Origin of the sequence: Nonomuraea endophytica, assembly GCF_014203235.1 — a bacterium.
GTDB lineage: Bacteria > Actinomycetota > Actinomycetes > Streptosporangiales > Streptosporangiaceae > Nonomuraea > Nonomuraea endophytica.
In genome coordinates this window covers 112,747-134,321 of sequence record NZ_JACHIN010000005.1, presented here as the reverse complement: position 1 = coordinate 134,321, position 21,575 = coordinate 112,747, and the positions used below count along the sequence as shown (strand labels likewise).

Here is a 21,575-nt window from a genome sequence, read left to right as displayed (position 1 = left end):
GAGGGTAGCAGGAGTTCCAGTATTTCCCAGTAATTGCGGCACGCGGCGGCGTGGCGCATGGCGCGAACCTCTGGTAGAGAAGCTGATGATACGTATAATCACGCCATGAACTACAAGGACCCCTCACTCCCCACCGCGGCACGGGTCGACGACCTCGTGGCCAGGATGACCCTGCGGGAGAAGGCGGGGCTGCTCTTCCACACCATCTGGTTCGCGCCGCCGCCGGGGGCCGAGACCGCCGAGAGCATGATCGACGGCAGGCACATGAACCACTTCAACGTGCTCGGCGGCGGCTCCCCGCGCGAGATGGCCGAGTGGCACAACGCGCTGCAGGAGCGGGCCGCCGCCACCCGGCTCGGCATCCCGGTGACGTTCTCCACCGACCCGCGCCACTCCTTCTCCAGCAACCCGGGCGCGTCGATGATGGCCGGGGCGTTCTCGCAGTGGCCGGAGCCGCCGGGGCTGGCGGCGATCGGCTCCGCGGAGCTGGTCCGGAAATTCGCCGACATAGCGCGGCGGGAGTACGTGGCCGTCGGCATCCGCGTCGCCCTCCACCCCCAGATCGACCTGGTCACCGAGCCCCGCTGGTCGCGCGCCAACGGCACCTTCGGCCAGGACGCCGAGCTCACTTCCCGCCTCGTGCGCGCCTACATCCTCGGCTTCCAGGGCGAGCGCCTCGGCCCCGGCGGCGTCGCCTGCATGACCAAGCACTTCCCCGGCGGCGGCCCGCAGAAGGACGGCGAGGACCCCCACTTCGCCCACGGCCGCGAGCAGGTCTACCCCGGCGGCCGGTTCGAGCACCACCTGAAGCCCTTCGAGGCCGCCTTCGACGCCGGAACCTCGCAGATCATGCCCTACTACGGCATGCCGGTCGGCACCGAACACGAAGAGGTCGGCTTCGGCTTCAACAAGGGCGTCATCACCGGCCTGCTGCGCGAGCGCTACTCCTTCGACGGCATCGTCTGCACCGACTGGGGCCTGATCACCGACGCCTTCATCATGGGCCAGGAGATGCCCGCCCGCGCCTGGGGCGTCGAGCACCTCACCCCCGCCGAGCGCATGCTGAAGGCGATCGAGGCCGGCGTCGACCAGTTCGGCGGCGAGGCCTGCCCCGACCTGCTCGTCGAGCTGGTCGAGGACGGGCGGATCAGCACCGCACGGCTGGATGAGTCGGTGCGGCGGGTGCTGCGGGAGAAGTTCACGCTCGGGCTGTTCGACGCGCCCTTCGTCGACCCTGACGCGGCCGAGGAGGTCGTCGGGCGGGCCGATTTCGCTCGCGCCGGGTTCGAGGCGCAGACGGCCTCGCTCACGCTGCTCAAGAACGGGCCGCTGCCGCTGGCCGACGGTGCGCGCGTATACGTGGAGGGCGTGGACGCCGACGTCGCCGCCGGTTACGGCAAGGTCGTCGCCACGCCCGAGGAGGCCGACGTGGCCGTGGTACGGCTGGCCGCGCCGTACGAGCACCGGCCCGGCGCCTTCGAGGCCTTCTTCCACTCCGGCAGCCTCGCCTTCCCCGCCGCCGAGATCGACCGCATCACCCGCCTGCAGGCCACGGTGCCCACCGTCGTGGACGTCTACCTGGAGCGGCCCGCGGTCTTCCCCGAGATCGCCGAGGGCGCCGTCGCCGTGGTCGCCGACTACGGGGCGAGCGACCGGGCGCTGCTGGACGTGCTGTTCGGGCGGGCCGAGCCCCAGGGGCGGCTGCCGTACGAGCTGCCGCGGTCGATGGCGGCCGTCGAGGCGAGCCCGTCCGACGTCCCGGGCGGCACCGCCGACCCGCTCTACCCCTTCGGACACGGCCTGACCTCCTGACCCGGCCACCGGCATCACCCACGCACAGAAGCCTGACCGTCCGCCGGGTCACTCGCGGACGGCCAGCACCCAGCTGTGGTCGTCGGTCAGGAAGCGCTCCAGCCGCAGCCCTGCCGGCTCCAGCTCGGCCCGGAGGTCGTCGTCGGTCAGCCGCCGCGACCAGAACGACTGGGTCCACACCCGATCGTCCTGTGTGTACCGCATCGTGGATGCGACCACCCCGGGCCGCACCGGCTCCAGCGCCGTGAGGGTGATGCTGAGGTTGCCCGTCGTGCGCCCCCGGCCGACCTCCCACGCGTCGTGCTGCTCGGCCGGGGTCCACTGGATGAGGACGGAGCCGCCGGGCCGTACGTGCCGGGCGCACGCCGACAGCAGCTCCCGGCGCGCGTCGTCGTCGGCGGTGTTGACCAGGTAGGAGGCGAGCAGTACCGCGTCGAACACGCGCTCCAGCCGCAGCTCCTGCGCCCGCGCCTTCACGGTCTGCGCGCCGCGCACGTGTGCGAGCATGTCCGCGGACTCGTCCACGGCCACGACGTCGTAGCCGAGCGCGAGCAGGGGATGGGTGAGCCGCCCGACCCCCGAGCCGATCTCGAGGATGGACGCGCCGGGCGTGAGCGCGGCGCTGATGATCTCGGGCTCGCCGTTGGGCTCGATGAGGAGATAGAACTCAACAGGGGATCCGTCAGGTGTGATCGAACCAGGACCAGTGCCACTGTTAGCCATGTATCCACGCTAAAGCGTGTAGTCCCGGCCGTCTGTCCCAAGATCGAGACATTGCCCGGATTCCACGGGACGATGGTGACGTGGGACGTCATCTGGCCGCCGCCGCGGCGGGCCTGCTCGCGCTGCCCGCCTTCTACTACCTGACCGAGGCCGGCGCGCGGGCTCTGCGCGCCGGCTACACCGGCTTCGGCCCGAGCCCCGCCGGATTCGGCTACCTGAGCGCCGTGGCCGCGCTGGCCGGGCTGCTGACCGGATGGCAGCGGCTGTCCCCGCTGGCCGCGATCATCTGCGGGCTGCCGCTCGTCGCCCTCGGCGCCCTGTTCGCCACCCGGCTCGACCTCGCGCTGCTGGTGGCGGCGGGGCTGCCCCGCTGGGGCGCGCTGCCGGGCGAGCCGCCGGGCACCCTGGCCGGGGTCACCGGCCTCTACACGGTCGTCGGCGCGCTGCTGGTGACCTCGGCTCTGTTACGCGCCCGGGAGCGATCTATCCTTGCCGGGTGAGGGGACGCAGCCCGGACCGGCGCAGGGCGCTGCTCGACGCCGCCGACCGGGTGATCGAGCGTGACGGGCACGAGGTGTCGATGGCCGCGATCGCCGTGGAGGCCGGGATCACCAAGCCCATCCTCTACCGCCACTTCGGCGACAAGAGCGGCCTCTACCAGGCGCTGGCCGACCGCCACGTGCGCACCGTCATCGACCGGCTGCGCCCGCGGTTCACCGAGGGCGGCGGCGACCTGCGCTCGCGCGCCCGCGCCGCGATCGCCGTCTACCTCGACCTGATCGGCGCCAACCACAACCTCTACCGCTTCCTGTTCCACCGGGCCAGCGCCGAGGACAGCAAGATCCGCAGCCACATGACCACGCTGGTCAGAGGTCTCGGCGAGGAGCTGGCGCAGGTGCTGGTGGCCGAGGGCGTCACCCCCGATCCGGTACGCGCGCAGGTGCTCGGCCACGCCTTCATCGGCATGGTCCAGACGACCGCCGACTGGTGGCTCGACCATCCCGGCGTCGACCCGGGCGAGGTCGTCGACGGCCTGGCCGAGGTGATCGTGGCGGCGCTCGTGCCGCGCCCGGTCAGTCCCCGAACCGCGACAGCTTCCCGTGGGCCCGCGCGTACCTGAGCGCCCAGGCGAACAACGCGAGCGTCAGTCCGAGATAGACCACGTCGAGCCCCGCCGCCCACAGCAGCCGGTCCCACGGCAGCGGCCCGCCGGACATGACCGTGCGCATGCCCTCGAACACATGCGAGGCGGGCAGGAACCACGACAGCGCCTGCACCGGCGCGGGCAGCACCGAGATCGGATAGAAGATCCCGGCCAGCGGCTGCACCACGAACACCAGCGACCAGGCGATCACCTGTGCGTTCTCCCCGAACCGCAGCACCGCCGCGATCCCGACGAGCCCGAGCGACCAGCCGAGCACCAGCAGCAGCCCCATGAACGGCGCCAGCCCCACCCCGAACCCGCCCACCCCGAAGCCGTACAGCGCGAACGCCAGCCCCGACATCACCGTGACCGCGAAGACCACCTTGCCCAGCGAGAACACCACGAGCCCGACCAGATACTCCACGCTCGACAGCGGCGAGACCTGCACGTTCAGCAGGTTGCGCGACCAGATGTCCTCCAGGAACGCGATGGAGATCTCGTTGCTGGCCTTCTGCAGCACCTGCCACAGCAACACCCCGCCCAGCAGGAACGCCACCACGAACGGCACCCGCTGCGTCTGCAGGAACGCCGTCACGAAGCCCCACAGCAGCAGCTCCACCGTGGGCCAGAACAGGATCTCGAACATCCGGATGGGGCTGCGCCGCAGCGCCGCGAAGTCCCGCCGCACCACCCCCATGATCCGGGTACGGCGGGCCGCCCAGCTCAGCGGCGGGAGAGAGATCGTCGTCATCCGCGTGCCACCTTCAGGAAGACCTCTTCGAGGTCGGCCGCCCCATAGGCGCCGGCCAGCTCGGCGGCGCTGCCCGCGGCCACGATCCGGCCGCCGGACATGAAGTGGATCCGGTCGCACATGCGCTCCACCTCGCGCATGTTGTGGGAGGTGATCAGCATGGCGCTGCCGTTCGTGCGGGCCAGGTCGCCGAGCAGCCCTCGGATGCGGTCGCCCGCGTCGGGGTCGAGGTTGGCGGTCGGCTCGTCGAGCACGAGCAGCCGCGGCGCGTTGAGCAGCGCCTTGGCCAGCTGCACCCGGGTGCGCTGGCCGGACGACAGCGCCATCATCGGCCGCCTGGCCAGCGGCTCCAGCTCGAACAGCTCGATCAGCTCCGCCACCCGCGCCTTGGGCCGGCGCAGGCCGTAGAGGCGGGCGAAGGCGTCCAGCACCTCAGTCACGAGCAGCGCGCCGGGCAGGTCCACGTAGCTGGCGGCGAAGTTGACCTTGCTGAGCACCTCGGTGCGGTGGCGTGCCAGGTCCATCCCGAACATCCGGATGCTGCCCGCGTCGGGGGTGATCAGCCCGAGCAGCATGTGCAGGGTGGTGGACTTGCCCGCGCCGTTGAGCCCCAGCAGCGCCACCACCTCGCCCTCCGCCACGGTCAGGCTCAGGTCGTGGACCGCGGTGACGGGGCCGAACCGCTTGGCGAGATGTTCCGCCTCAAGAATGACCACCCGGCCAGCGTGCGGTGCCGGCCGGGCGCCCGCAACGCATTTTCACCACGCTGCGGCCGGGCCCGCAGCGCGGTTTTCAGCGGGCGCCGAGTAGCTCCAGCAGGTCCCATTCGGTCTCGCACACCCGCCGCCCGATCGCCGCCAGCTCCACCGACCGCGCGCCGCCGGCCAGGTGCCGCATCGTCTGCATGACGCAGATGACGCCCCATTTCAGCACCCCGAACGCCTCCCACCACCGCAGCGCCTCCCGGTCCACCACGTGCCCTGAGGTCTCCTCGTAGGCGTGGACCAGCTCGTCGTAGGTGCCGAAGCCGCCCACCGGCGCCTTCTCCCCGAACCGCCACGCCTTCACGCACAGCCAGCCGAGGTCCTCGACCGGGTCGCCGGCGTGGGCCAGTTCCCAGTCGAGCACCGCCCGCACGCCTTCGGGCCCCACGATCAGGTTCCCGTTGCGGAAGTCGCCGTGCACGACCGTCCGCCGCGCGCCTGCCGGCCGGGTCGCCGCCAGCCTGCGGAAGGCCAGCTCGAACACCGGATGCGGCTGCCCGGTCAGATCCAGCACGTCGCGCCACTGGTCCAGCGCGTCGGCTTCCTTCTGCGCGGGCAGGGCGTCGAGCGGCATCCGGTGGACTGCCGCCAGCGCCCGTCCGCACTGCGCGGCCAGCAGCGGCCGGGCACGCCGGTAGGCGTCGTCACGCAGGATCTTGCGCGGGATCGTCTCCCCGTCCACCCGCGCCATGAGGATGTAGGAGTCCCCGGCGGCGACGATCTCCGGGACAGGGACGCCCGCCTCAAGAGCGGCGCGCATCAGGACCGCCTCAGCCGCCAGCCCGCTCTCCGGGGAGGTGCCGGGGCTCAGGGGCGCGCCGGGGGAGTCCAGGCGCAGGATGAGCGCCCGCTCGCCGCCGGGCGTGTCCACGTCGAGCGACCAGGTCTCGCGGGAGGCGCCGCCGGGCAGTCGCGCGCTCGACCGCACCGCCGCCGCCGCGCCCAGGGCCTCCCGCACGATGCCCGCCACCCGGTCGCCGGTGTGCGCGTTCATCGCAGGCCGAACTCCCACGAGCCGCCACTGGTGTACGCGCCCAGGACCCGTCTGCCGACCGAGTCGATGTGCACCTCGTCGGGGCCGTCGTAGATGCGTCCGGCGCGGGCGTGCCGGTACATCCGGTCCAGGGGCGTGTCCGGGGTCAGGCCGGCCGCGCCGTACACCTGGATGGCCCGGTCGATCACGTTGTGCAGCATGCGCGCCCCCACCACCTTGATCGCCCCGATCTCGACGCGCGCGTCCGAACCGGCGTCGACCGCGTGTGCCGCGTGCAGGGTGAGCAGCCGCGCGGACTGGATCTCGGTGTAGGAGTCGAAGACGTGCTGGCGCATGAGCTGCTTCTTGGCCAGCGGCTCACCGAACGCCGTGCGCCCGTGCAGGCGGCGGCACATCAGGTCGAAGGCCCGCTGCGCCTGCCCGAGCCAGCGCATGCAGTGGAAGATCCGGCCGGGCCCGAGGCGCTTCTGGGCGATGACGAAGCCGTGGCCGCGCTCGCCGAGGAGGTTGGCGGCCGGGACGCGGACGTTCTCGTAGCGCACCTCGCAGTGGGCGCCGCCGAGGCCGAGGACCGGCGTCTCGCGGACGATCGTGTAGCCGGGCGTGCCGGTCGGCACCAGGATCATGGAGAAGGCCAGGTGGGGCCGGGCGTCCGGCTCGGTGCGGCACATCACGGTGGTGTAGGCGGCCCGGGAGGCGCCGGTGGTGAACCACTTGTGGCCGTTGATGACCCATTCGCCACCGTCGAGGACCGCTTCGGTCTGGATCTGGGTGGGGTCGCTGCTGGAGACGTCCGGCTCGGTCATCGCGAAGCTCGGCCAGATGTCGCCGCGCACGAGCGGCTCCAGGTAGCGCTCACGCTGGCCGCCCGACGCGTGCTCGTGCAGCATCAGCGAGTCCTGCAGGGTGAACGTGCCGAGCGCGAGCTGGCCGAACTCGCTGCGTCCCTGCACCTCGTTGACGTAGACGTAGTCGAGGAACGGCAGGCCGCCGCCGCCCAGCTCACGCGGGTGTCCGAGCGCCCACAGGCCCTCCTTCTTGGCCTCCTCCTGCAGCTCACGCAGGGTGGCGGCGTCGCCGTCGCACAGGGCGGGCTCGGCGGGCTCGACCCGCTCGGTCATGAACGCGTGGACGGCGTCGCGAACCGGCCGGACGCTGTCGGGTACGGCGAAGGTCATGAAAGGATCACACCGTCTATCCGTTGCCCGGTCAACGGATAAGCGGTCACTTTCCAACGTCTTCGGCGAAGCGGAGAGGAGGCGCCATGGCGGCGCCGCACGACGTGCCCGACGCGACCCAACTGGTCGCGGCGGTCAGGCAGTTCCTGGAGGCCGACGTGCTGCCGGCGGTCGAGGGGCGGGTGCGCTTCCACACGCGGGTGGCGATCAACGTGCTCGGCATGGTGGAGCGGGAGATCGAGCTCGGCCCCGCCCAGGCCGCCGAGCACGCGGAACGGCTGGCCGGGCTCGGCGTGGGCGGTGACGCGGAACTGGCCGCCCGCATCCGGGAGGGCCGCGCCGACGACCCGGAGCTGCTGGCCGCCCTCACCGCGGCCGTGCGCGCCAAAATCGACGTCGCCAACCCCGGCTACGCGACCCCGTAACGCCTGCCAGAGGCTCGGGCGGACGACAAGGCGCAGGTCGCCGCCCGCCCGAACCGGGGCACGTACCGTCTGCACGGGGGCGACGGACGGGGCGTGCCCATTTGTCCACGGTGTGCCCGCGGAGGTTGCATCAACGTTGCTCCCTCCGCGCGATCCGCTAGTGCGGCGCGGCCAGGTCCAGGTCCTTGACCCGGGGGTCGCCCTCGTCGGCGAAGTACTCGTCGCGCCGCGTGCCGTCCACGCCGTCGGCCACCTTCGCGGCCCGCAGGGCCACCGTGACGACGGCGGCCACCAGGAGGTTGACGGCCAGGGCCAGGACGCCGGCGTAGACGGTCGTCTTGGTGTCGAAGCCGAGCTCGCCCAGCGAGAACGCCGAGCCGCCGAAGTGCAGCTTGCCGGAGGCGGGGTTCGGGATGGTGTAGAGCATCCACATGCCGGCCGCCAGGCCCAGGGCCCAGCCGGCGATGAGGCCGCCCTTGTGGAACCACCGGGTGTAGAGGCCCAGGGCCACGGAGGGCAGCGTCTGCAGGATGATCACACCGCCGATGAGCTGCAGGTCGATGGAGAACTGCGGGTCCAGCAGCAGGATGCACAGCACCGCGCCGACCTTGACCACGAGCGAGACGAGCTTGGAGACCGTGGCCTCCTGCTTGTCGGTGGCGTTCTTGTTGAAGTACTCGCGGTAGATGTTGCGGGTGAACAGGTTCGCCGCGGCGATCGACATGATCGCGGCCGGCACGAGCGCGCCGATGGCGATCGCGGCGTAGGCGACGCCGGCGAACCAGTCGGGGAACATGTTGTCGAACAGCACCGGGACGACCGTGTTGCCGATCGGCTTGCCGTTCTCGCCGATGACGGGCTTGGTGCCGGCGGCGATCGCCATGTAGCCGAGCAGGGCGATGAGGCCGAGCAGGAAGCTGTAGGCGGGCAGCGCGGACATGTTGCGCTTGATGACGGTGCGGTTCCTGGCGGCCAGCACGCCGGTGAGGCTGTGCGGGTAGAGGAACAGCGCCAGCGCCGAGCCGAAGGCCAGCGTGATGTACTGCAGCTGGTTGCCCACGTTGAGCAGCGTGCCGTCACCCGGGGCGGGGGATTTGTCGAACTTGGCCGCGGCCGCGTCGAAGATGTTGCCCCAGCCGCCCAGCTTGATCGGGATGTAGATGACCGCGGCCAGGATCACGATGTAGATCAGCGTGTCCTTGACGAAGGCGATCAGCGCGGGGGCGCGCAGGCCCGACTGGTAGGTGTAGGCCGCCAGGATGGCGAAGGCGACGATGATCGGCCAATGGCCGGTGACGCCCATCGACTGCAGCACGGCCTCGATGCCGACGAGCTGCAGCGCGATGTAGGGCATGGTCGCGACCAGCCCGGTGATGGCCACGACCAGCGCCAGCGTCGGCGAGCCGAAGCGGGACCGGACGAAGTCGGCCGGGGTGACGAAGCCGTGCACGTGCGAGACCGACCACAGCCGGGTCAGCACGAGGAAGACCAGCGGATAGATCACGACGGTGTACGGCACCGCGTAGAAGCCCAGCGCGCCCGCGCCGAACACCAGGGCGGGCACCGCCACGAAGGTGTAGGCGGTGTAGAGGTCGCCGCCGACCAGGAACCAGGTGATCCAGGTCCCGAAGTTGCGCCCGCCGAGGCCCCACTCGTCGAGGCTCTCGATGTCCTTGGGCTTACGCCAGCGGGCGGCCACGAAGCCCATGCCGCTGACCAGGGCGAACAGTGCGATGAAGACGACCAGCTCGGTCGTGTGCCCGCTCACTTGGTCATCCTGTAGACAACCACGGTGCAGGTGACGCCGACGAGGATGAAGGCGAGCTGCAGCCAGTAGAACAGCGGGAAGCCCATCAGCCGGGGTTCGTCGGCGTTGAACAGGAACGTGCACAACGGCAGCACGATCGGCACGATCAGCAGCCAGTTCCACGGGCCTTTGTCGGTGCGAGGTGGCGGCTCGGCCATGACCCCTCCGGTGTGACAGTGGTACGCGAGTGAGGGGACACTAGCGTCACAACCCAGATCACCCAATGACCGATACATCACGTTTTGGCCTATTTCTAGACCTTTCGGGTGGTATGTCTCGATATGTGGGCCGACGGGGGCGGCGTCATCCGACGTGACAGTAGTGAGGTTCCGCCGGGAATCCGGACCTGGATCGGCGAACGGTCGGCTCTTCGCGACGAACGGTCAGACGGACGGTCAGGCGAGCTCGTCGGCGATGTCCCGGGTGCCGTACCCCTCGGGTGCGGGCACCTCGGTGATCGGGTCCTCGCGGTCGTCGAACTCCACCCGCAGCGCCCTGGCCATCGTGGCGTGCATCTCGTACATGCAGGTGATGTAGGTGAGCTCGAGGATCTGCTCGTCCGGCAGATGCTTCTTGAGCACGGCGAATACCTCGTCGTGCACCCGGCCACCGTCCAGCACGAGCGCGTCGGTGTAGGCGAGCACGGCCCGCTCCAGCTCACCGAAGACGGTGCTCACCTGCCAGGAGGCGACCGCCCGGATCTTCTCCTCCGGCACGCCGATCGCGCGCATCTGCTTGCAGTGCTGGGAGTAGACGAACCGCGACTGCCTGGCCCATCCGGCGCGCGTCTGGCCCAGCTCGCGCAGCACCGGGTCGAGCGCGGACTTCCGGTAGAGCTGGAAGCCCTTCACGCAGTGCCGCAGGATCGCCGGGTCGAGCGCGAAGACCTCCCACCAGTCGCCGGGCGAGCCCGTGGCGGTGCCGCCGGCGGTCAGCAGCCGGTCGTAGAAGAACGCGGTCAGCGGATCGGCGACCTCCTCGCGCGGGACCCGGCGCAGCCGCGGCATCAGACGGTCCGGTCGGCGGCGGTTTTCGGCTCGTGCCGCACGTCCTCCTCGCGGCCCAGCTCCCGCAGCCAGCAGGCGAACTCGATGAGCACGCCGTCGGGGTCCTTGAAGTAGATGGAACGCACGAACACGCCCTCGTGCGGGGCGGGGGCGACGCCGAACTCGCTGTCGTCGTGGTTGAGCAGCACGCCCACGTCCACGCCCTTGGCGATCAGCCGGTCGCGGTACTCCTCGATCTTGTCCGGCGGCACGTCGAAGGCGATGTGGTTCATCGAGCCGACCGCCGACAGCAGTTCGCCCCGGTCCGGCAGCCCCTTGGGCGCCGAGACCCCGGGCACCGCGTCCGGCGCGTCGGGGAACCAGAAGAAGGCCAGCGCGTTGCCGCCGCCGGCGTCGAAGAAGAAGTGCTGGCCCCAGCCCATCGGCAGCTCGATCGTCTTGATCAGCGGCATGCCCAGCACGCCCGAGTAGAAGTCGACGGTCCGCTTCATGTCCGAGCAGACCAGCGCCAGATGGTTGACCCCGCGAAGTTCGAACTCTTCGTTCATGGTAACTCCTTACTTATCACGCGAGAATCTTGAAGAAAACATGACATGGGGTGTCCTCTTTCCGGCCGAGAGTGGTTCTCATGAACATCGCACTGGTGGCAGGGGCCACCCGAGGCACGGGCCGGGGCATCGCCGAACAGCTCGGCGCCGCCGGTTACACCGTCTACTGCACCGGCCGCACCAGCGGATCGCGGCGCTCGGAGATGAACCGGCCGGAGACCATCGAGGAGACCGCCGCGCTCGTCACCGCAGCCGGCGGCACCGGCATCCCGGTCCAGGTCGACCACCTCGACCAGGACCAGGTCAAGGCCCTGGTGGAGCGGATCGAAGCCGACCACGGACAGCTCGACGTCCTGGTCAACGACGTGTGGGGCGGCGACCGGCTCACCGAGTGGAACGTCCCCGTCTGGGAGCACAACCTGGACAACGGGCTGCGCCTGATGCGGCTGGCGATCGACACCCACATCATCACCAGCCACTACGCGCTGCCGCTGCTGTCCAGGAAGCCCGGCGGCCTGGTCGTCGAGGTGACCGACGGCACCAAGACGTACAACGACGGCCACTACCGGCTCTCCCTCTTCTACGACCAGGCCAAGACCGCGGTCATCCGGCTGGCGTACGCGCTCTCGCACGACCTGCGCGAGCACGGCTGCGCCGCCGTGGCGCTCACGCCCGGGTTCCTGCGCTCGGAGGCGATGCTGGAGAACTTCAACGTCACCGAGGAGACCTGGCGCGACTACATCCCGAAGAACGCCACCTGGGCGGTGTCGGAGACGCCGGCCTTCGCCGGGCGGGCCGTGGCGGCCCTGGCCCAGGACCCGGACAAGATGCGCTGGACCGGGCAGTCGCTCGACAGCGGCAGCCTGGCCCAGGCCTACGGCTTCACCGACCTCGACGGCAGCCGCCCGGACGTGTGGCGCTACATCGAGGAAGTGGAGGACGGCGGCAAGAAGGCCGACCCGTCCGAGTACCGCTAGGCGTCCGGGGTGTACAGGCGGGCCGTCCGCAGGACGGCCTCGCGCACCATCTCGCGCAGCTCCGGCGGTTCCAGCACCTCCGCCTCCGGCCCGAAGCGCAGCACCTGCGTGTACGCGACCCTCACCGACTCCACGCCCAGCTCGACCGTCCCGTCCTCGCCCAGCGAGGCGAGCGCGCCCTCCAGCGCGGCCGGGTCGGCGATGTGGCGGAGCATGCGCACCCCGGACGGGCTGAGCCGCAGCTTGATGGTGGTGCGCAGCAGGGAGCGGGCGAAGCGGGCCGACTGCAGCCGCCAGTACTCCGCCAGGTCGAACCCCGGATCCCGGGAGAAGCCCTCCTCCCGGGCCATGACCGCCTCCACCCGGTCCACCCGGAAGGTGAGGAAGTCGCCAGCGTGCGCCACCAGATACCAGACGCCCGCCTTGAGCACCAGCCCGTACGGGCGCAGCGTGCGCTGCCTGCCCTTGTACGCCAGATCGACCACCCGATCGCCCCACACCGCCCTGGCCAGCGGCGCCAGCGCGGCCGGCGGCGGGTCGTCGGCGGCGAACCAGCCCGGCGCGTCCAGGTGGAAGCGCTGCGCCGCCGTCGAGGGCGCGTCCCGCAGCCCGGGTGACAGCGCCGCCGCCGCCTTCAGCCGGGCGGTGGCCGCCACGTCCTGCATTCCCATCTCGCGCAGCGCCCCCGGCACCCCCGACAGGAACAGCGCCTCGGCCTCGGCCCGGTCGAGCCCGGTCAGCCGGGTGCGGTAGCCCTCCAGCAGCCGGTAGCCGCCGCGCCGCCCCCGGTCGGCGTAGACCGGGACGCCCGCCTCGCTCAGCGCCAGCACGTCGCGGTGGACGGTCCGCTCGGACACCTCCAGCTCCTCGGCCAGCTCGGCCGCCGTCATCCCGCCCCGCCCTTGCAGCAGCAGGATCACCGACATCAACCGGGACGCGCGCACGATCCGACTCTACGGTCCGGTCACTTCGGGCAGGAGCACGGCCGAGGGATGGTCGGGGGAGTGAAGGACCTCGACGTCGGCCGGCAGCATGGGCCCGCCGTCCGCGATCGGATCGCCCGTGCCCGGGTTGCGGGCGATCGTCGGGTACGCCCCGGCCGCCACGTGGACCCGGATCCGGTGGCCGCGCTTGAAGCGGTGCCCGATCGGCCACAGGTCCACCTCGACCCGCCGGATGTCCTCCGGTCCGCCGAGCGTGCGCCGTACCCCCTCGCAGATGTTCATGGACGCGCCCGACGGGTTCACGTCGCAGACCCGCACCACCACGTCCGTGCAGGGCGCGCTGGAGCGCACCGAGAGCTCGGCGCCCACGGGACCGATCATCTCGGTGTCGGCGCGCAGCGGCGCGGAGGTGTAGACGAGCACGTCGCGGCGGGCCTCCAGGCGGCGCTGGTCACGTGGGCGGGAGTCGGCCAGCAGCACCGGGCCGCCGATGACCGGCGTGGGATGGGCGGGGTGGTAGCGGAAGCGGTCGGCGCCGTCCTCGCCGGGCGCGGCCGGATCCAGCCCGAACCCGGACCGCAGGTGCCAGCGGCGCATCCGCATCCCCGGAACCGGCCAGTCCGGATAGTCGCGCCACTCGCCGGCGCCGGTGACGTGCAGCCGCACCGGGTCGGCCCGCAACCGGGAGAAGTCGCCCAGCAGGTGGGCGCGGAACCAGGTCAGCGCCTCGGCGACGGAGGGGCGGCCGTGGCGCATGTCCACGTGGTACCAGGGCCCGATGGTCAGGTACGGCCGCCGCCCGGCTCTGCGCATCGTCAGATAGTCCTTGATCTGCCAGGGCAGGAACACGTCGTACCAGCCGCCGAGCATCGTGACCGCGGCCTCGACGTCGGCCACGTCGGGCGAGAAGTCGCGCTTGACCCAGTACGGCGCGGCCGGATCGCCGTGGTGCGCGAGCAGATCCTGGTAGAAGGCCAGCGGATGCCCGGCCGAGACCAGGTCCAGCTCGCCCATCGGCCGCCCCGACAGCACCGCGCGGCGGGTCAGCCGGGGCGCGGTCAGCGCGGCGGTGCCGCCGAAGCGCCGTGACATCGCGTCGGTCAGCGTCGTCCAGCTCAGCGCCGACTCCAGCGCGAACGCCCCGCCCACGTAGGCGGCGTCGCGGAACTGGGAGGCGGTGATCTGGGTGGCCATCGCCTTCAGGTCGGGACCGGCGTAGGGGGCGATGGCCCACTGGGTGTAGCCGAGGTAGGAGGGGCCGAAGGTGGCGAAGCTGCCGCTGTACCAGGGCTGCTCGCGCATCCAGGCCACGGTGGCCAGGCCGTCGTCGTGCTCGTCGCCGAGCGGGTCGAGCAGCCCGCCGGAGCCGAAACCGCCCCGGCAGGACTGCATGACCACCTGGAAGCCCCGCCGGGCGAAGCCGCGGCCGAACATCCACCCGAAGGCGCCCCTGCGGCCGTACGGCGAGCGGATCAGCACGACCGGCGCACGCGGCGCCCCGACGGGCACGTAGTGGTCGGCCAGCAGCCGCACGCCGTCGGGCATGGGAACGGGCAGGTCTCTGGTGACACGTACTGGATATCTCCCCCGCATACCTCAACGGGTAACAGACGCGTGGGCGGGGGGACAAGGGGGATTCGCGCCCGTGGGCGGGTCATGCTTTCCTGCGGATGCGCCTTGACTGCCGGGGCCGGGTGTGCGGCGGGTGGCGTCAGCTCTGGTCGAGCGGCAGTGCGATGTCCACGACCTGGCGGCGGGCCGGGAACGTTCCCACCTGGGTGGCCGCACCGGTCAGGGGGTCGATGGCGTAGAAGCGGGCGGAACCGCTCACCGTCAGCGCCGCGTAGGCGGTGTTGGCCGAGGCGGCGCCCTTGCGCAGCGTGGTGTAGATGTCGAAGCCGGCCGCGGGGCCCGCGTCCACGCCGAGCTTGCCGGTCGGGGCGAGGTTGCCGGCGTTGGCCGGCGATTGGACCGCGATCTGGTCGGCGGTCGTGTCCGCGTCGAAGAGCGTCGTGGCCGTCGTCGCGTCCAGGTCGTTGTTGGTGTAGGCGGCGCCGCTCACGCCGAGGGCGGTGACGCCGGTCGTGGCGGGCGGCACGGGCGGATTGGTGAGCTTGCCGTCGGTCGCGGTCGTGCCGGCGGCCGGGGCGCCCATCGGGTCGTCGATGTTGTGCCGCAGGTTCTGGCCGGTGTCGCTGATCACGCGCAGCCGGTTGGCGGCGGGGTTGAAGTCGACGCCGAAGTTCTTGCCGTCCAGGGCGACGCTGAGCTGGGAGACCTTGGTCGCCTTGGCCGCGCCGGACAGCGTGTAGACGCCGCCCTGGTCGCCGACGGCGTACAGCTTGCCGTTCTGCACGCGGTAGTCGATGCCGACCACCTTCGCGTCGCCCGTCAGCCCGTTGACCTTGCCGACGTCGGTGACGGAGCCGGGACGGTCGGCGCGGAAGGCGACCAGCCTGCCGTCGTCCGTCAGCCCGGCGACCCGCAGGGTGACGCCGTCGCGCCGGGGGGAGGCGTCGGCGAGCGCGGGCGCGGCCAGGCCGGCGCCCGCGCAGGCCACGATGGCGGCGAGGGCCAGTGTCGTGCGCATGAGGTGTGCTCCTTCTGGTTGGGGACTGTCGCCTCCTACTTCGTCCCGGAGCGTCCGCCGGATTGACCTACGGTCGCGTAGGGCATGACATTCGCGGCAAACTATCCCGTCATGGGACGAATTTCTTCATACGTCGCCCTAGGGGACAGCTTCACAGAGGGACTCGAAGACCCGGCCGCCACGGGCTTCCGCGGCTGGGCCGACCGCCTCGCCGAGCACATCGAGGCCGATGGGCCGGGACTGCGCTACGCCAACCTCGCGGTGCGCGGCCGGATCATCGACGAGATCGTGGCCGAGCAGGTGCCGCAGGCCATCGCCATGGGCGCCGACCTGGTCTCCCTCTGCGCGGGAGGCAACGACATCCTGCGGCCCGGCAGCGGGCCCGCGATCGTCGCCAGGAGGCTGGAACAAGGGGTGCGCGCGCTCACCGAGGCCGGGGCCAAGGTGATGCTGTTCACCGGCTTCGACCTGCGGCACGTGCCCGTCATGCGGCTGGCGCACAGCAAGATCGAGGTCTACAACCTGCACATCCACGACATCGCCCGGCGCTACGACGCCCACCTGGTCGACCTGTGGCCCATGGCCGTGCTGCGCGACCCGCGCGCCTGGGACTCCGACCGGCTCCACCTCAACGGTGACGGCCACCGCCGCGTGGCGCTGGCCGCAGCCGAGGTGCTCGGGGTGCCGGTCGAGCAGGACTGGCGGGTGCCGTACCCGCCGCGGCGCCCGCCCGTCTGGACGGACGCCCGGCGGGAGGACCTGCGCTGGGCCAGGCAGTTCCTGGCCCCGTGGATCAACCGCCGCCTGCACGGCCGCTCCTCCGGCGACGGCGTCAGCCCCAAGCGGCCGGGGCTGACGCCGGTGCGGCCCGGCTAGTTCTTGTCGGGCCGCTCGGAGATACGCACGGCGTTGACGATCGGCTGGCCGTCCCGCCGGGCGAAGCGCACGTTCAGCTGGCCGTCGGTGACCTTCACGGTGTACGAGCGGTTCGCCGCCGTGTAGGCGCCCACCTCCAGGGCCAGGTCGAGCGCGGGTACGGCGAGCTGGCCCTCGACGATCACGTCGAAGACCCGGTCACCGGGCTGCTTCGAGGTGATCTCGGCGAAGCCCAGTTCGACGGTGTAGGTGCCGTTCGGCACGTTGTCGAAGCGGTACTCCAGCAGGTTCTCCCGGGCGGTGCGGAACAACGTCTGCTCCGTGGTGCCCGCGATGGTCCTGCGGGTGTCGGCCGTGCGGTTCTGGTTGGCCACGTAGCCGTGGCCGCCCTGGGTGTACTTGCGGTCCGGGGTCCACACGTCGCCCTGGGCGTCGACGACCTGCCTGGTGGCGCCGGTGTCGAGCGCGACCTGGTGCTTGGGCACCACGACGTTCACGGTGATCTCCAGGATCGGCTGGCGGCCGCTGTTGGACTTCACCGTGAGCTTGCCCGCCCGGACCGTGCCCGGCTGCACGCCCTGGCTGCTGACCGTGACCTTCACCGCGGCCTTCTCGCCCTTGGCGAGGCGGCCGGCGGTCGGCGCGGCGGTGAGCCAGGCGGCGTCGCTGGTGACGGTGTAGTCGGCGGGCGCGCCGAGGTTGGTCAGCTCGAACGAACGGCTGCGGCTGACGCCCGTGGGCATGACCACCGCGACCTCGCCGACCGAGGCGCTCACCGCGCCGGTGATCAGCGCCGTGTCCACGCGGGTGAACGCCAGCGGGGCGATGGTGACGTCCTGGGAGAACGTGCCGTAGTGCTCCCTGGACACCTCCACCTTGTGGTCGCCGGCCGGCACCTGACCGTAGAACGTGCCGTCAGCGCCCGTGGTGAACGTGGCCGCCTCGCCCACCTTCACCGTCGCGCCCGCGATCGCCTTGCCGTCGTTGGCGTCGGTGACCGTGCCCGTGACCAGCCCGTGGCGGGTGGCCGCGACCGTCACGCTCTGCCCGGTGGAGACCGCCGCGGTGTTGAACGAGTACAGCAGCGCGTCGGTGCCGGTCCCGTTCTCCACCCCGATCGTGGCGCTGTTGCCCTGCTCGCGGGCGCCCTCGATGTCCTTGTAGCGGTAGGACACCGAGCCGTTCTCACCCAGGAGCATCGACACCGAGATCCGCAGCGTCGCGTCGGAGTAGAACTTCACGTTGCGCCACTCCACCACGTAGACGCGGTTGGGCGCGGTGCCCTGCGTCGCGGTGTAGATGCCCGACTCGGCGTCGGCCACGAGGTCGTCGAAGTAGGCGTAGACGCCGTTGTTCGGCGTGCCCGTGGTCGGCAGCGTGCCGTTCGAGCCGGTGGTGACCTTCTCGTTGGCGAAGGAGGCGTAGCCGTTCGTGGTGATCCACGCCTTCGTCTGCGCGGCGCCGTAGAACGGGAAGGTGAACGGCAGCGTCACCTGCTGCGCCTCGTCGTCGCCGGTCAGCGCCAGCTTCTCGGTCCCTCCCACGTACGGCAGGGCCCTGCTCTCACAGGTGTAGCCGAACCCGTCGCCCCGCAGCGGCAGGTCCACGTCCTTGACCACGTCCCCGGCCACCGTCACCTGGACGGTCGTCGAGGCCGTCGCGCAGCGCGAGCGCGGCGTGATGGTCACGTCGTAGGTGCCGTGCGGGATCGTGAACCGGTAGCGGCCGTCGGCGCCGGTGACCGCCTGGACCGGCGTGCCCGCCACTGCGAGCGTCGCGCCGGACTCGGGCACGCCCGCGATCGCGACGAGACCGGAGACCGTTCCGCTGTCCTTCTGCGTCATCGTGACGTCCGCGGTGGCCGTCTGCCCGGCCGCCACGGTCGCGCTCGCGGTGCCGGTGGTGTAGCCGAACCTGGTCGCGCTCACCTGGTAGTCGCCGGGCAGCAGGCGCGGCACCGTGTAGGTGCCGTCCGCGCCGGTGAAGACCGTACGGCTCAGCGGCCCGGTCAGGCTGACCTCGGCGTTGGCGACCGGAGCGCCGCCGGCGGTCACGGTGCCGCCGAGGTCGCCGAGCCCGTCGCGGGGCGCCGACTGGACGGCGGCGAAGGAGTCGAGCCTGCCCTCGCCCCAGACGTTGTTGTCGGTGGGCGTGCCGCCGCAGCTGGTGTCGTTGACGTCGATCGCCGTGCTGTCGAGCAGCGGCCGCGTGGCGGCCACGTTGCCCTGCAGGCTCGGGGCCGCCGACCACAGCAGCGCCACCGTCGCGGCCACGTGCGGCGTGGCCATCGAGGTGCCGGTGAAGGCCGCGTAGCCGCCGCCGGGCACGGAGGAGCGCACGTTCACGCCCGGGGCGGCGATGTTCGGCTTGATCTCGCCGTTCTCGCCGGCGCCCTTGCTGGAGCGGGCGTAGAGGGCGTTGTTGATGTCGAGGCCGCCGACGCTGTAGCTGATCACGTACTGGCCGGGGGAGCCGCTGGTGTTGCAGGCCGGGCCGGCGTTGCCGTTGGCGAAGGCGGGGAAGATGCCGGCGGCGATCCACGACTCCACGATCGTCTTGTACCAGGGGTCGAAGCCCGCCCCGCCCCAGGAGTTGTTGACGATGTCGGGCGCCAGGTCGGGCCGTTCGTTCTCACCGTTGAGGTCGGTCGGGGCGGCCATCCACTGGCCGGACCTGATCAGCGACTCGTCGGTGCAGGTGTCGGTCTCGCAGCCCTTGGCGGCGATCCAGCGCGCGGCCGGCGCCACGCCGATGCCGTTGGCGCCGACCATGGTGCCCATGACGTGGGTGCCGTGGTCGTTGTTGTCGCACGGGGCCGCGCTCGGGCACACGCCCGCCGGGTCGAACCAGTTGTAGTTGTGGTCGTAGGCGCCGTCGGGGCTCCGGCCGCGGTACTGCGCGGCGATCTCCGGGTGGGTGAAGTCGGCGCCGGTGTCGATGTGGCCGACGACGATGCCCTCGCCCTTGCTGCCGAGCTCGCTCCAGACGCGGGGCGCGTTGACCCGGTCGATGTTCCACTCGACGGCGGCCCTGGTCCTGGCCTCCGCCCTGCCCTGCTCCGGCTTCGGCACCGCGAGCGTGCGTACCGGGAGGATGCTCTCGACCGCCGCCAGGTCCGCGATGGCGGTGGCGAGCTTGGCGCCCGCGCCGGTGACGCGGACGGCGTTGACGATCCAGTAGGCGGCGAAGTCGGCGTTCTGCGCGGTCAGCAGCTCGCGCAACTCCGCCTGGGAGGACGCGGCGTGCCCCTTCTTGGTCTTGAAGACCTCGGCGGCCTTCGCGTCCTTGGAGGTGGCCCGGCGGGCCGCGGATAAGTTGGCCTCGCCCTTCATCTTGACCCAGAAGGTCGCCTTGTCATCGGCCTTCAGGTCGTCCATCACGGACTTGTCGATCTTGTCGGGTTGGGGTGCGGCCAGAGCCACGGACTGGGGGAGCAGGAGGCACAGGGCGGCTGCGGCCCCCGTGAGAGCCGCCCGCCAGGCGATCTTGACAACCATGTGCAGAGCGTGATTCGACACAGTCAAGTTGGCAAGAGTCAAAGTGGTAATTCGGGTTTTCTACGAGTAATGGTGGAAGTTGCGCCAGCCGTCGCGCCACGGGATCTTCAGGCCCCTGCAGACGAAGATCACCATGCCCTGGATCTCGTTGTCCAGGTCGAGGCCGTTGTCGATCTCACCGGCCTCCTCGCACTTGGTGAACTGCTTGTTCATGGCCCACCGGATCACGTCGACCGCGATGACCACGGTGCCGGTCTCGGGGGGCGGGCCGTACTCGAACAACTGGTTGTGCGCGCTGTAGACGCGCGGCAGGCCCGCACGGTCGGCAGCGCCCGCGTTGCCGTAGTTGCCCATCAGCAGGATCACCCGCGAGCGGTCCTCCGGCGACAGCTTGTCGAACACCGTCCGTAGCTGCGTGGCGAAGCTCGGCCAGCCCAGAGACTCGCGGACCACCTGGTTGGCCTCCGGGATCACCGTCTGCGCCACCTCCTTGACGGGCAGGATCGGCAGCGCGATGAACAGGTTGCCCGCCGCCACCAGCGCCAGCGCCGCCGTGCCCGCCACCCGCCAGCGCGGGCGCGCCGCCTCCAGGCCCACACAGCCCGCAGCGAACAGCAGCACCATCAGCCCGGTGATGTAGTCGGGACGGCCGCCGCTGAGCACCGTGAGCAGGGCGGTCACCGGATAGGCCACCGCCAGCGCCCGCACCCGCCGGTCGCGCCACAGCCGCACGAACCCGAACACGGAGACCACCGCCGCCGCCGGGCCGAGCAGCAGCACCTGCATCGGAAGGAACAGAGCGCGCATCTCCGCGCCCTTGTCGGCGCTCAGCGCCGCCGCCATCTTCAGCTGCGGCCAGCCGTTCGTCACCTGATAGACGAGATTCGGTACGGCCAGCAGCACCGCGATCAGCGCCCCCGCCCACAACCACGGGCTGAGCAGCACCCGGCGCGGACCCACCGCGAGCAGGCCGACGGCCAGGCCGATGACCAGCAGCGCGATCAGATGCTTGTTGTAGGTCGCCACCCCGATCACCGCGCCGGCGGCCAGCCACCAGCGGGGCTCGTTGCGCAGCAGCACCTTGAGGATGAACAGGATGGCCGCCGCCCACAGCGGCAGGTCCACGCTGAGCGTCAGCAGCGAGTGGCCGACGATCAGGACGAATCCCGCCGTCGCCACCCCCAGACTGGCCAGGATCTGCGCGAACCGGCCACCGCCGAGCTCGCGGACGATGAGTGCCACCAGCACCAGCAGCACCGCCGCGCACACGGCGGCGGGGATGCGGATGGCGGTGAGCGTGTCGCCGAACACCCCGATGGCGGCACGCGCCAGCATCGGGGTGAGCGGAGGTTGGTCGACGTAGCCCCAAGCCGGATGCTCGGCGAGCATGCGGAAGTACAGCTCGTCGCGGTGATAGTCGTAGGCCCCGCTTAAAGCCACCAGGATCGCGGCCGTGCCGAGAGCGATCGCGGTGACGGGCCGCCAGGCGAAGGCGCGCTCCATACTCGCTGAAGTTAGGTGCTTGACTCGGGCTTGTC

The 21,575-nt window shown here is 71.2% G+C and carries 20 protein-coding genes; 6 read left to right on the top strand and 14 right to left on the bottom strand.

Annotated features, from left to right (window positions below):
* The first annotated feature begins 105 nt into the window (after positions 1–105).
* Complete coding sequence (locus HNR40_RS19595) at positions 106–1,812, top strand: glycoside hydrolase family 3 protein (protein WP_184963291.1); 1,707 nt, start codon at positions 106–108, stop codon at positions 1,810–1,812.
* A gap of 48 nt (positions 1,813–1,860) precedes the next feature.
* On the opposite strand, the gene HNR40_RS19590 is transcribed toward HNR40_RS19595, so the two are convergent.
* Positions 1,861–2,535 (bottom strand): class I SAM-dependent methyltransferase, encoded by a 675-nt coding sequence (locus tag HNR40_RS19590; protein WP_184963290.1) that lies wholly within the window; start codon positions 2,533–2,535, stop codon positions 1,861–1,863.
* Positions 2,536–2,615: 80 nt separating this feature from the next.
* On the opposite strand from HNR40_RS19590, the gene HNR40_RS54710 reads away from it, so the two are divergent.
* Positions 2,616–3,035 carry a hypothetical protein gene (locus HNR40_RS54710; protein WP_184963288.1) on the top strand — a complete coding sequence of 140 codons (420 nt, stop codon included), beginning with the start codon at positions 2,616–2,618 and terminating at the stop codon, positions 3,033–3,035.
* Positions 3,032–3,655 carry a TetR/AcrR family transcriptional regulator gene (locus HNR40_RS19580; protein ID WP_184963286.1) on the top strand — a complete coding sequence of 208 codons (624 nt, stop codon included), beginning with the start codon at positions 3,032–3,034 and terminating at the stop codon, positions 3,653–3,655. Before HNR40_RS54710 ends, HNR40_RS19580 begins: the two co-directional genes overlap by 4 nt.
* Here HNR40_RS19580 and HNR40_RS19575 read toward each other — a convergent pair.
* From HNR40_RS19575 to HNR40_RS19560, 4 genes are all read right to left on the bottom strand, one after another.
* Positions 3,609–4,430 carry an ABC transporter permease gene (locus HNR40_RS19575; RefSeq protein WP_184963284.1) on the bottom strand — a complete coding sequence of 274 codons (822 nt, stop codon included), beginning with the start codon at positions 4,428–4,430 and terminating at the stop codon, positions 3,609–3,611. The genes HNR40_RS19580 and HNR40_RS19575 overlap by 47 nt on opposite strands.
* Entirely contained in the window at positions 4,427–5,146 is a 720-nt protein-coding gene (locus tag HNR40_RS19570) for an ABC transporter ATP-binding protein (RefSeq protein WP_184963282.1), read from the bottom strand. The genes HNR40_RS19575 and HNR40_RS19570 overlap by 4 nt, the downstream gene beginning before the upstream one ends.
* Positions 5,147–5,222: 76 nt before the next feature.
* Entirely contained in the window at positions 5,223–6,188 is a 966-nt protein-coding gene (locus HNR40_RS19565) for a phosphotransferase family protein (protein ID WP_184963280.1), read from the bottom strand.
* The gene (locus tag HNR40_RS19560; protein ID WP_184963278.1) at positions 6,185–7,366 is read right to left on the bottom strand and encodes an acyl-CoA dehydrogenase family protein; all 1,182 of its coding nucleotides are present in this window, start codon (positions 7,364–7,366) and stop codon (positions 6,185–6,187) included. Before HNR40_RS19560 ends, HNR40_RS19565 begins: the two co-directional genes overlap by 4 nt.
* Before the next feature lie 86 nt (positions 7,367–7,452).
* On the opposite strand from HNR40_RS19560, the gene HNR40_RS19555 reads away from it, so the two are divergent.
* Positions 7,453–7,791 (top strand): DUF6285 domain-containing protein, encoded by a 339-nt coding sequence (locus HNR40_RS19555; protein ID WP_184963276.1) that lies wholly within the window; start codon positions 7,453–7,455, stop codon positions 7,789–7,791.
* A gap of 157 nt (positions 7,792–7,948) precedes the next feature.
* Here HNR40_RS19555 and mctP read toward each other — a convergent pair whose 3' ends face one another.
* The 4 genes from mctP to HNR40_RS19535 form a co-directional block, all read right to left on the bottom strand.
* Entirely contained in the window at positions 7,949–9,559 is a 1,611-nt protein-coding gene (mctP, locus tag HNR40_RS19550) for a monocarboxylate uptake permease MctP (protein WP_312896425.1), read from the bottom strand.
* Positions 9,556–9,756: a DUF3311 domain-containing protein gene (locus HNR40_RS19545; protein WP_184963274.1), complete on the bottom strand. Its 201-nt coding sequence runs from the start codon at positions 9,754–9,756 to the stop codon at positions 9,556–9,558. The genes mctP and HNR40_RS19545 overlap by 4 nt, the downstream gene beginning before the upstream one ends.
* Before the next feature lie 237 nt (positions 9,757–9,993).
* A complete protein-coding gene (locus tag HNR40_RS19540; protein WP_184963273.1) occupies positions 9,994–10,605 on the bottom strand; it encodes a carboxymuconolactone decarboxylase family protein in 612 nt (203 codons plus the stop codon).
* A complete protein-coding gene (locus tag HNR40_RS19535) occupies positions 10,605–11,153 on the bottom strand; it encodes a VOC family protein (protein WP_184963271.1) in 549 nt (182 codons plus the stop codon). Before HNR40_RS19535 ends, HNR40_RS19540 begins: the two co-directional genes overlap by 1 nt.
* An 80-nt stretch (positions 11,154–11,233) precedes the next feature.
* On the opposite strand from HNR40_RS19535, the gene HNR40_RS19530 reads away from it, so the two are divergent.
* The gene (locus HNR40_RS19530) at positions 11,234–12,130 is read left to right on the top strand and encodes an SDR family oxidoreductase (RefSeq protein WP_184963269.1); all 897 of its coding nucleotides are present in this window, start codon (positions 11,234–11,236) and stop codon (positions 12,128–12,130) included.
* Here HNR40_RS19530 and HNR40_RS19525 read toward each other — a convergent pair.
* From HNR40_RS19525 to HNR40_RS19515, 3 genes are all read right to left on the bottom strand, one after another.
* A complete protein-coding gene (locus tag HNR40_RS19525; RefSeq protein WP_184963267.1) occupies positions 12,127–13,074 on the bottom strand; it encodes a helix-turn-helix transcriptional regulator in 948 nt (315 codons plus the stop codon). The genes HNR40_RS19530 and HNR40_RS19525 overlap by 4 nt on opposite strands.
* A 9-nt stretch (positions 13,075–13,083) precedes the next feature.
* Positions 13,084–14,619 carry a CocE/NonD family hydrolase gene (locus HNR40_RS19520; protein WP_246509272.1) on the bottom strand — a complete coding sequence of 512 codons (1,536 nt, stop codon included), beginning with the start codon at positions 14,617–14,619 and terminating at the stop codon, positions 13,084–13,086.
* 166 nt (positions 14,620–14,785) lie between these two features.
* Positions 14,786–15,664 carry a DUF4394 domain-containing protein gene (locus HNR40_RS19515; protein WP_184963263.1) on the bottom strand — a complete coding sequence of 293 codons (879 nt, stop codon included), beginning with the start codon at positions 15,662–15,664 and terminating at the stop codon, positions 14,786–14,788.
* 111 nt (positions 15,665–15,775) lie between these two features.
* Between HNR40_RS19515 and HNR40_RS19510 the strand changes: the two genes are divergently transcribed.
* Positions 15,776–16,540 (top strand): SGNH/GDSL hydrolase family protein, encoded by a 765-nt coding sequence (locus HNR40_RS19510; RefSeq protein ID WP_184963261.1) that lies wholly within the window; start codon positions 15,776–15,778, stop codon positions 16,538–16,540.
* On the opposite strand, the gene HNR40_RS19505 is transcribed toward HNR40_RS19510, so the two are convergent.
* A complete protein-coding gene (locus HNR40_RS19505) occupies positions 16,537–20,037 on the bottom strand; it encodes a S8 family serine peptidase (RefSeq protein WP_184963259.1) in 3,501 nt (1,166 codons plus the stop codon). The two genes, HNR40_RS19510 and HNR40_RS19505, sit on opposite strands and share 4 nt — an antisense overlap.
* A gap of 60 nt (positions 20,038–20,097) precedes the next feature.
* Positions 20,098–21,540: a glycosyltransferase family 39 protein gene (locus HNR40_RS19500; protein ID WP_184963257.1), complete on the bottom strand. Its 1,443-nt coding sequence runs from the start codon at positions 21,538–21,540 to the stop codon at positions 20,098–20,100.
* Positions 21,541–21,575: the final 35 nt, after the last annotated feature.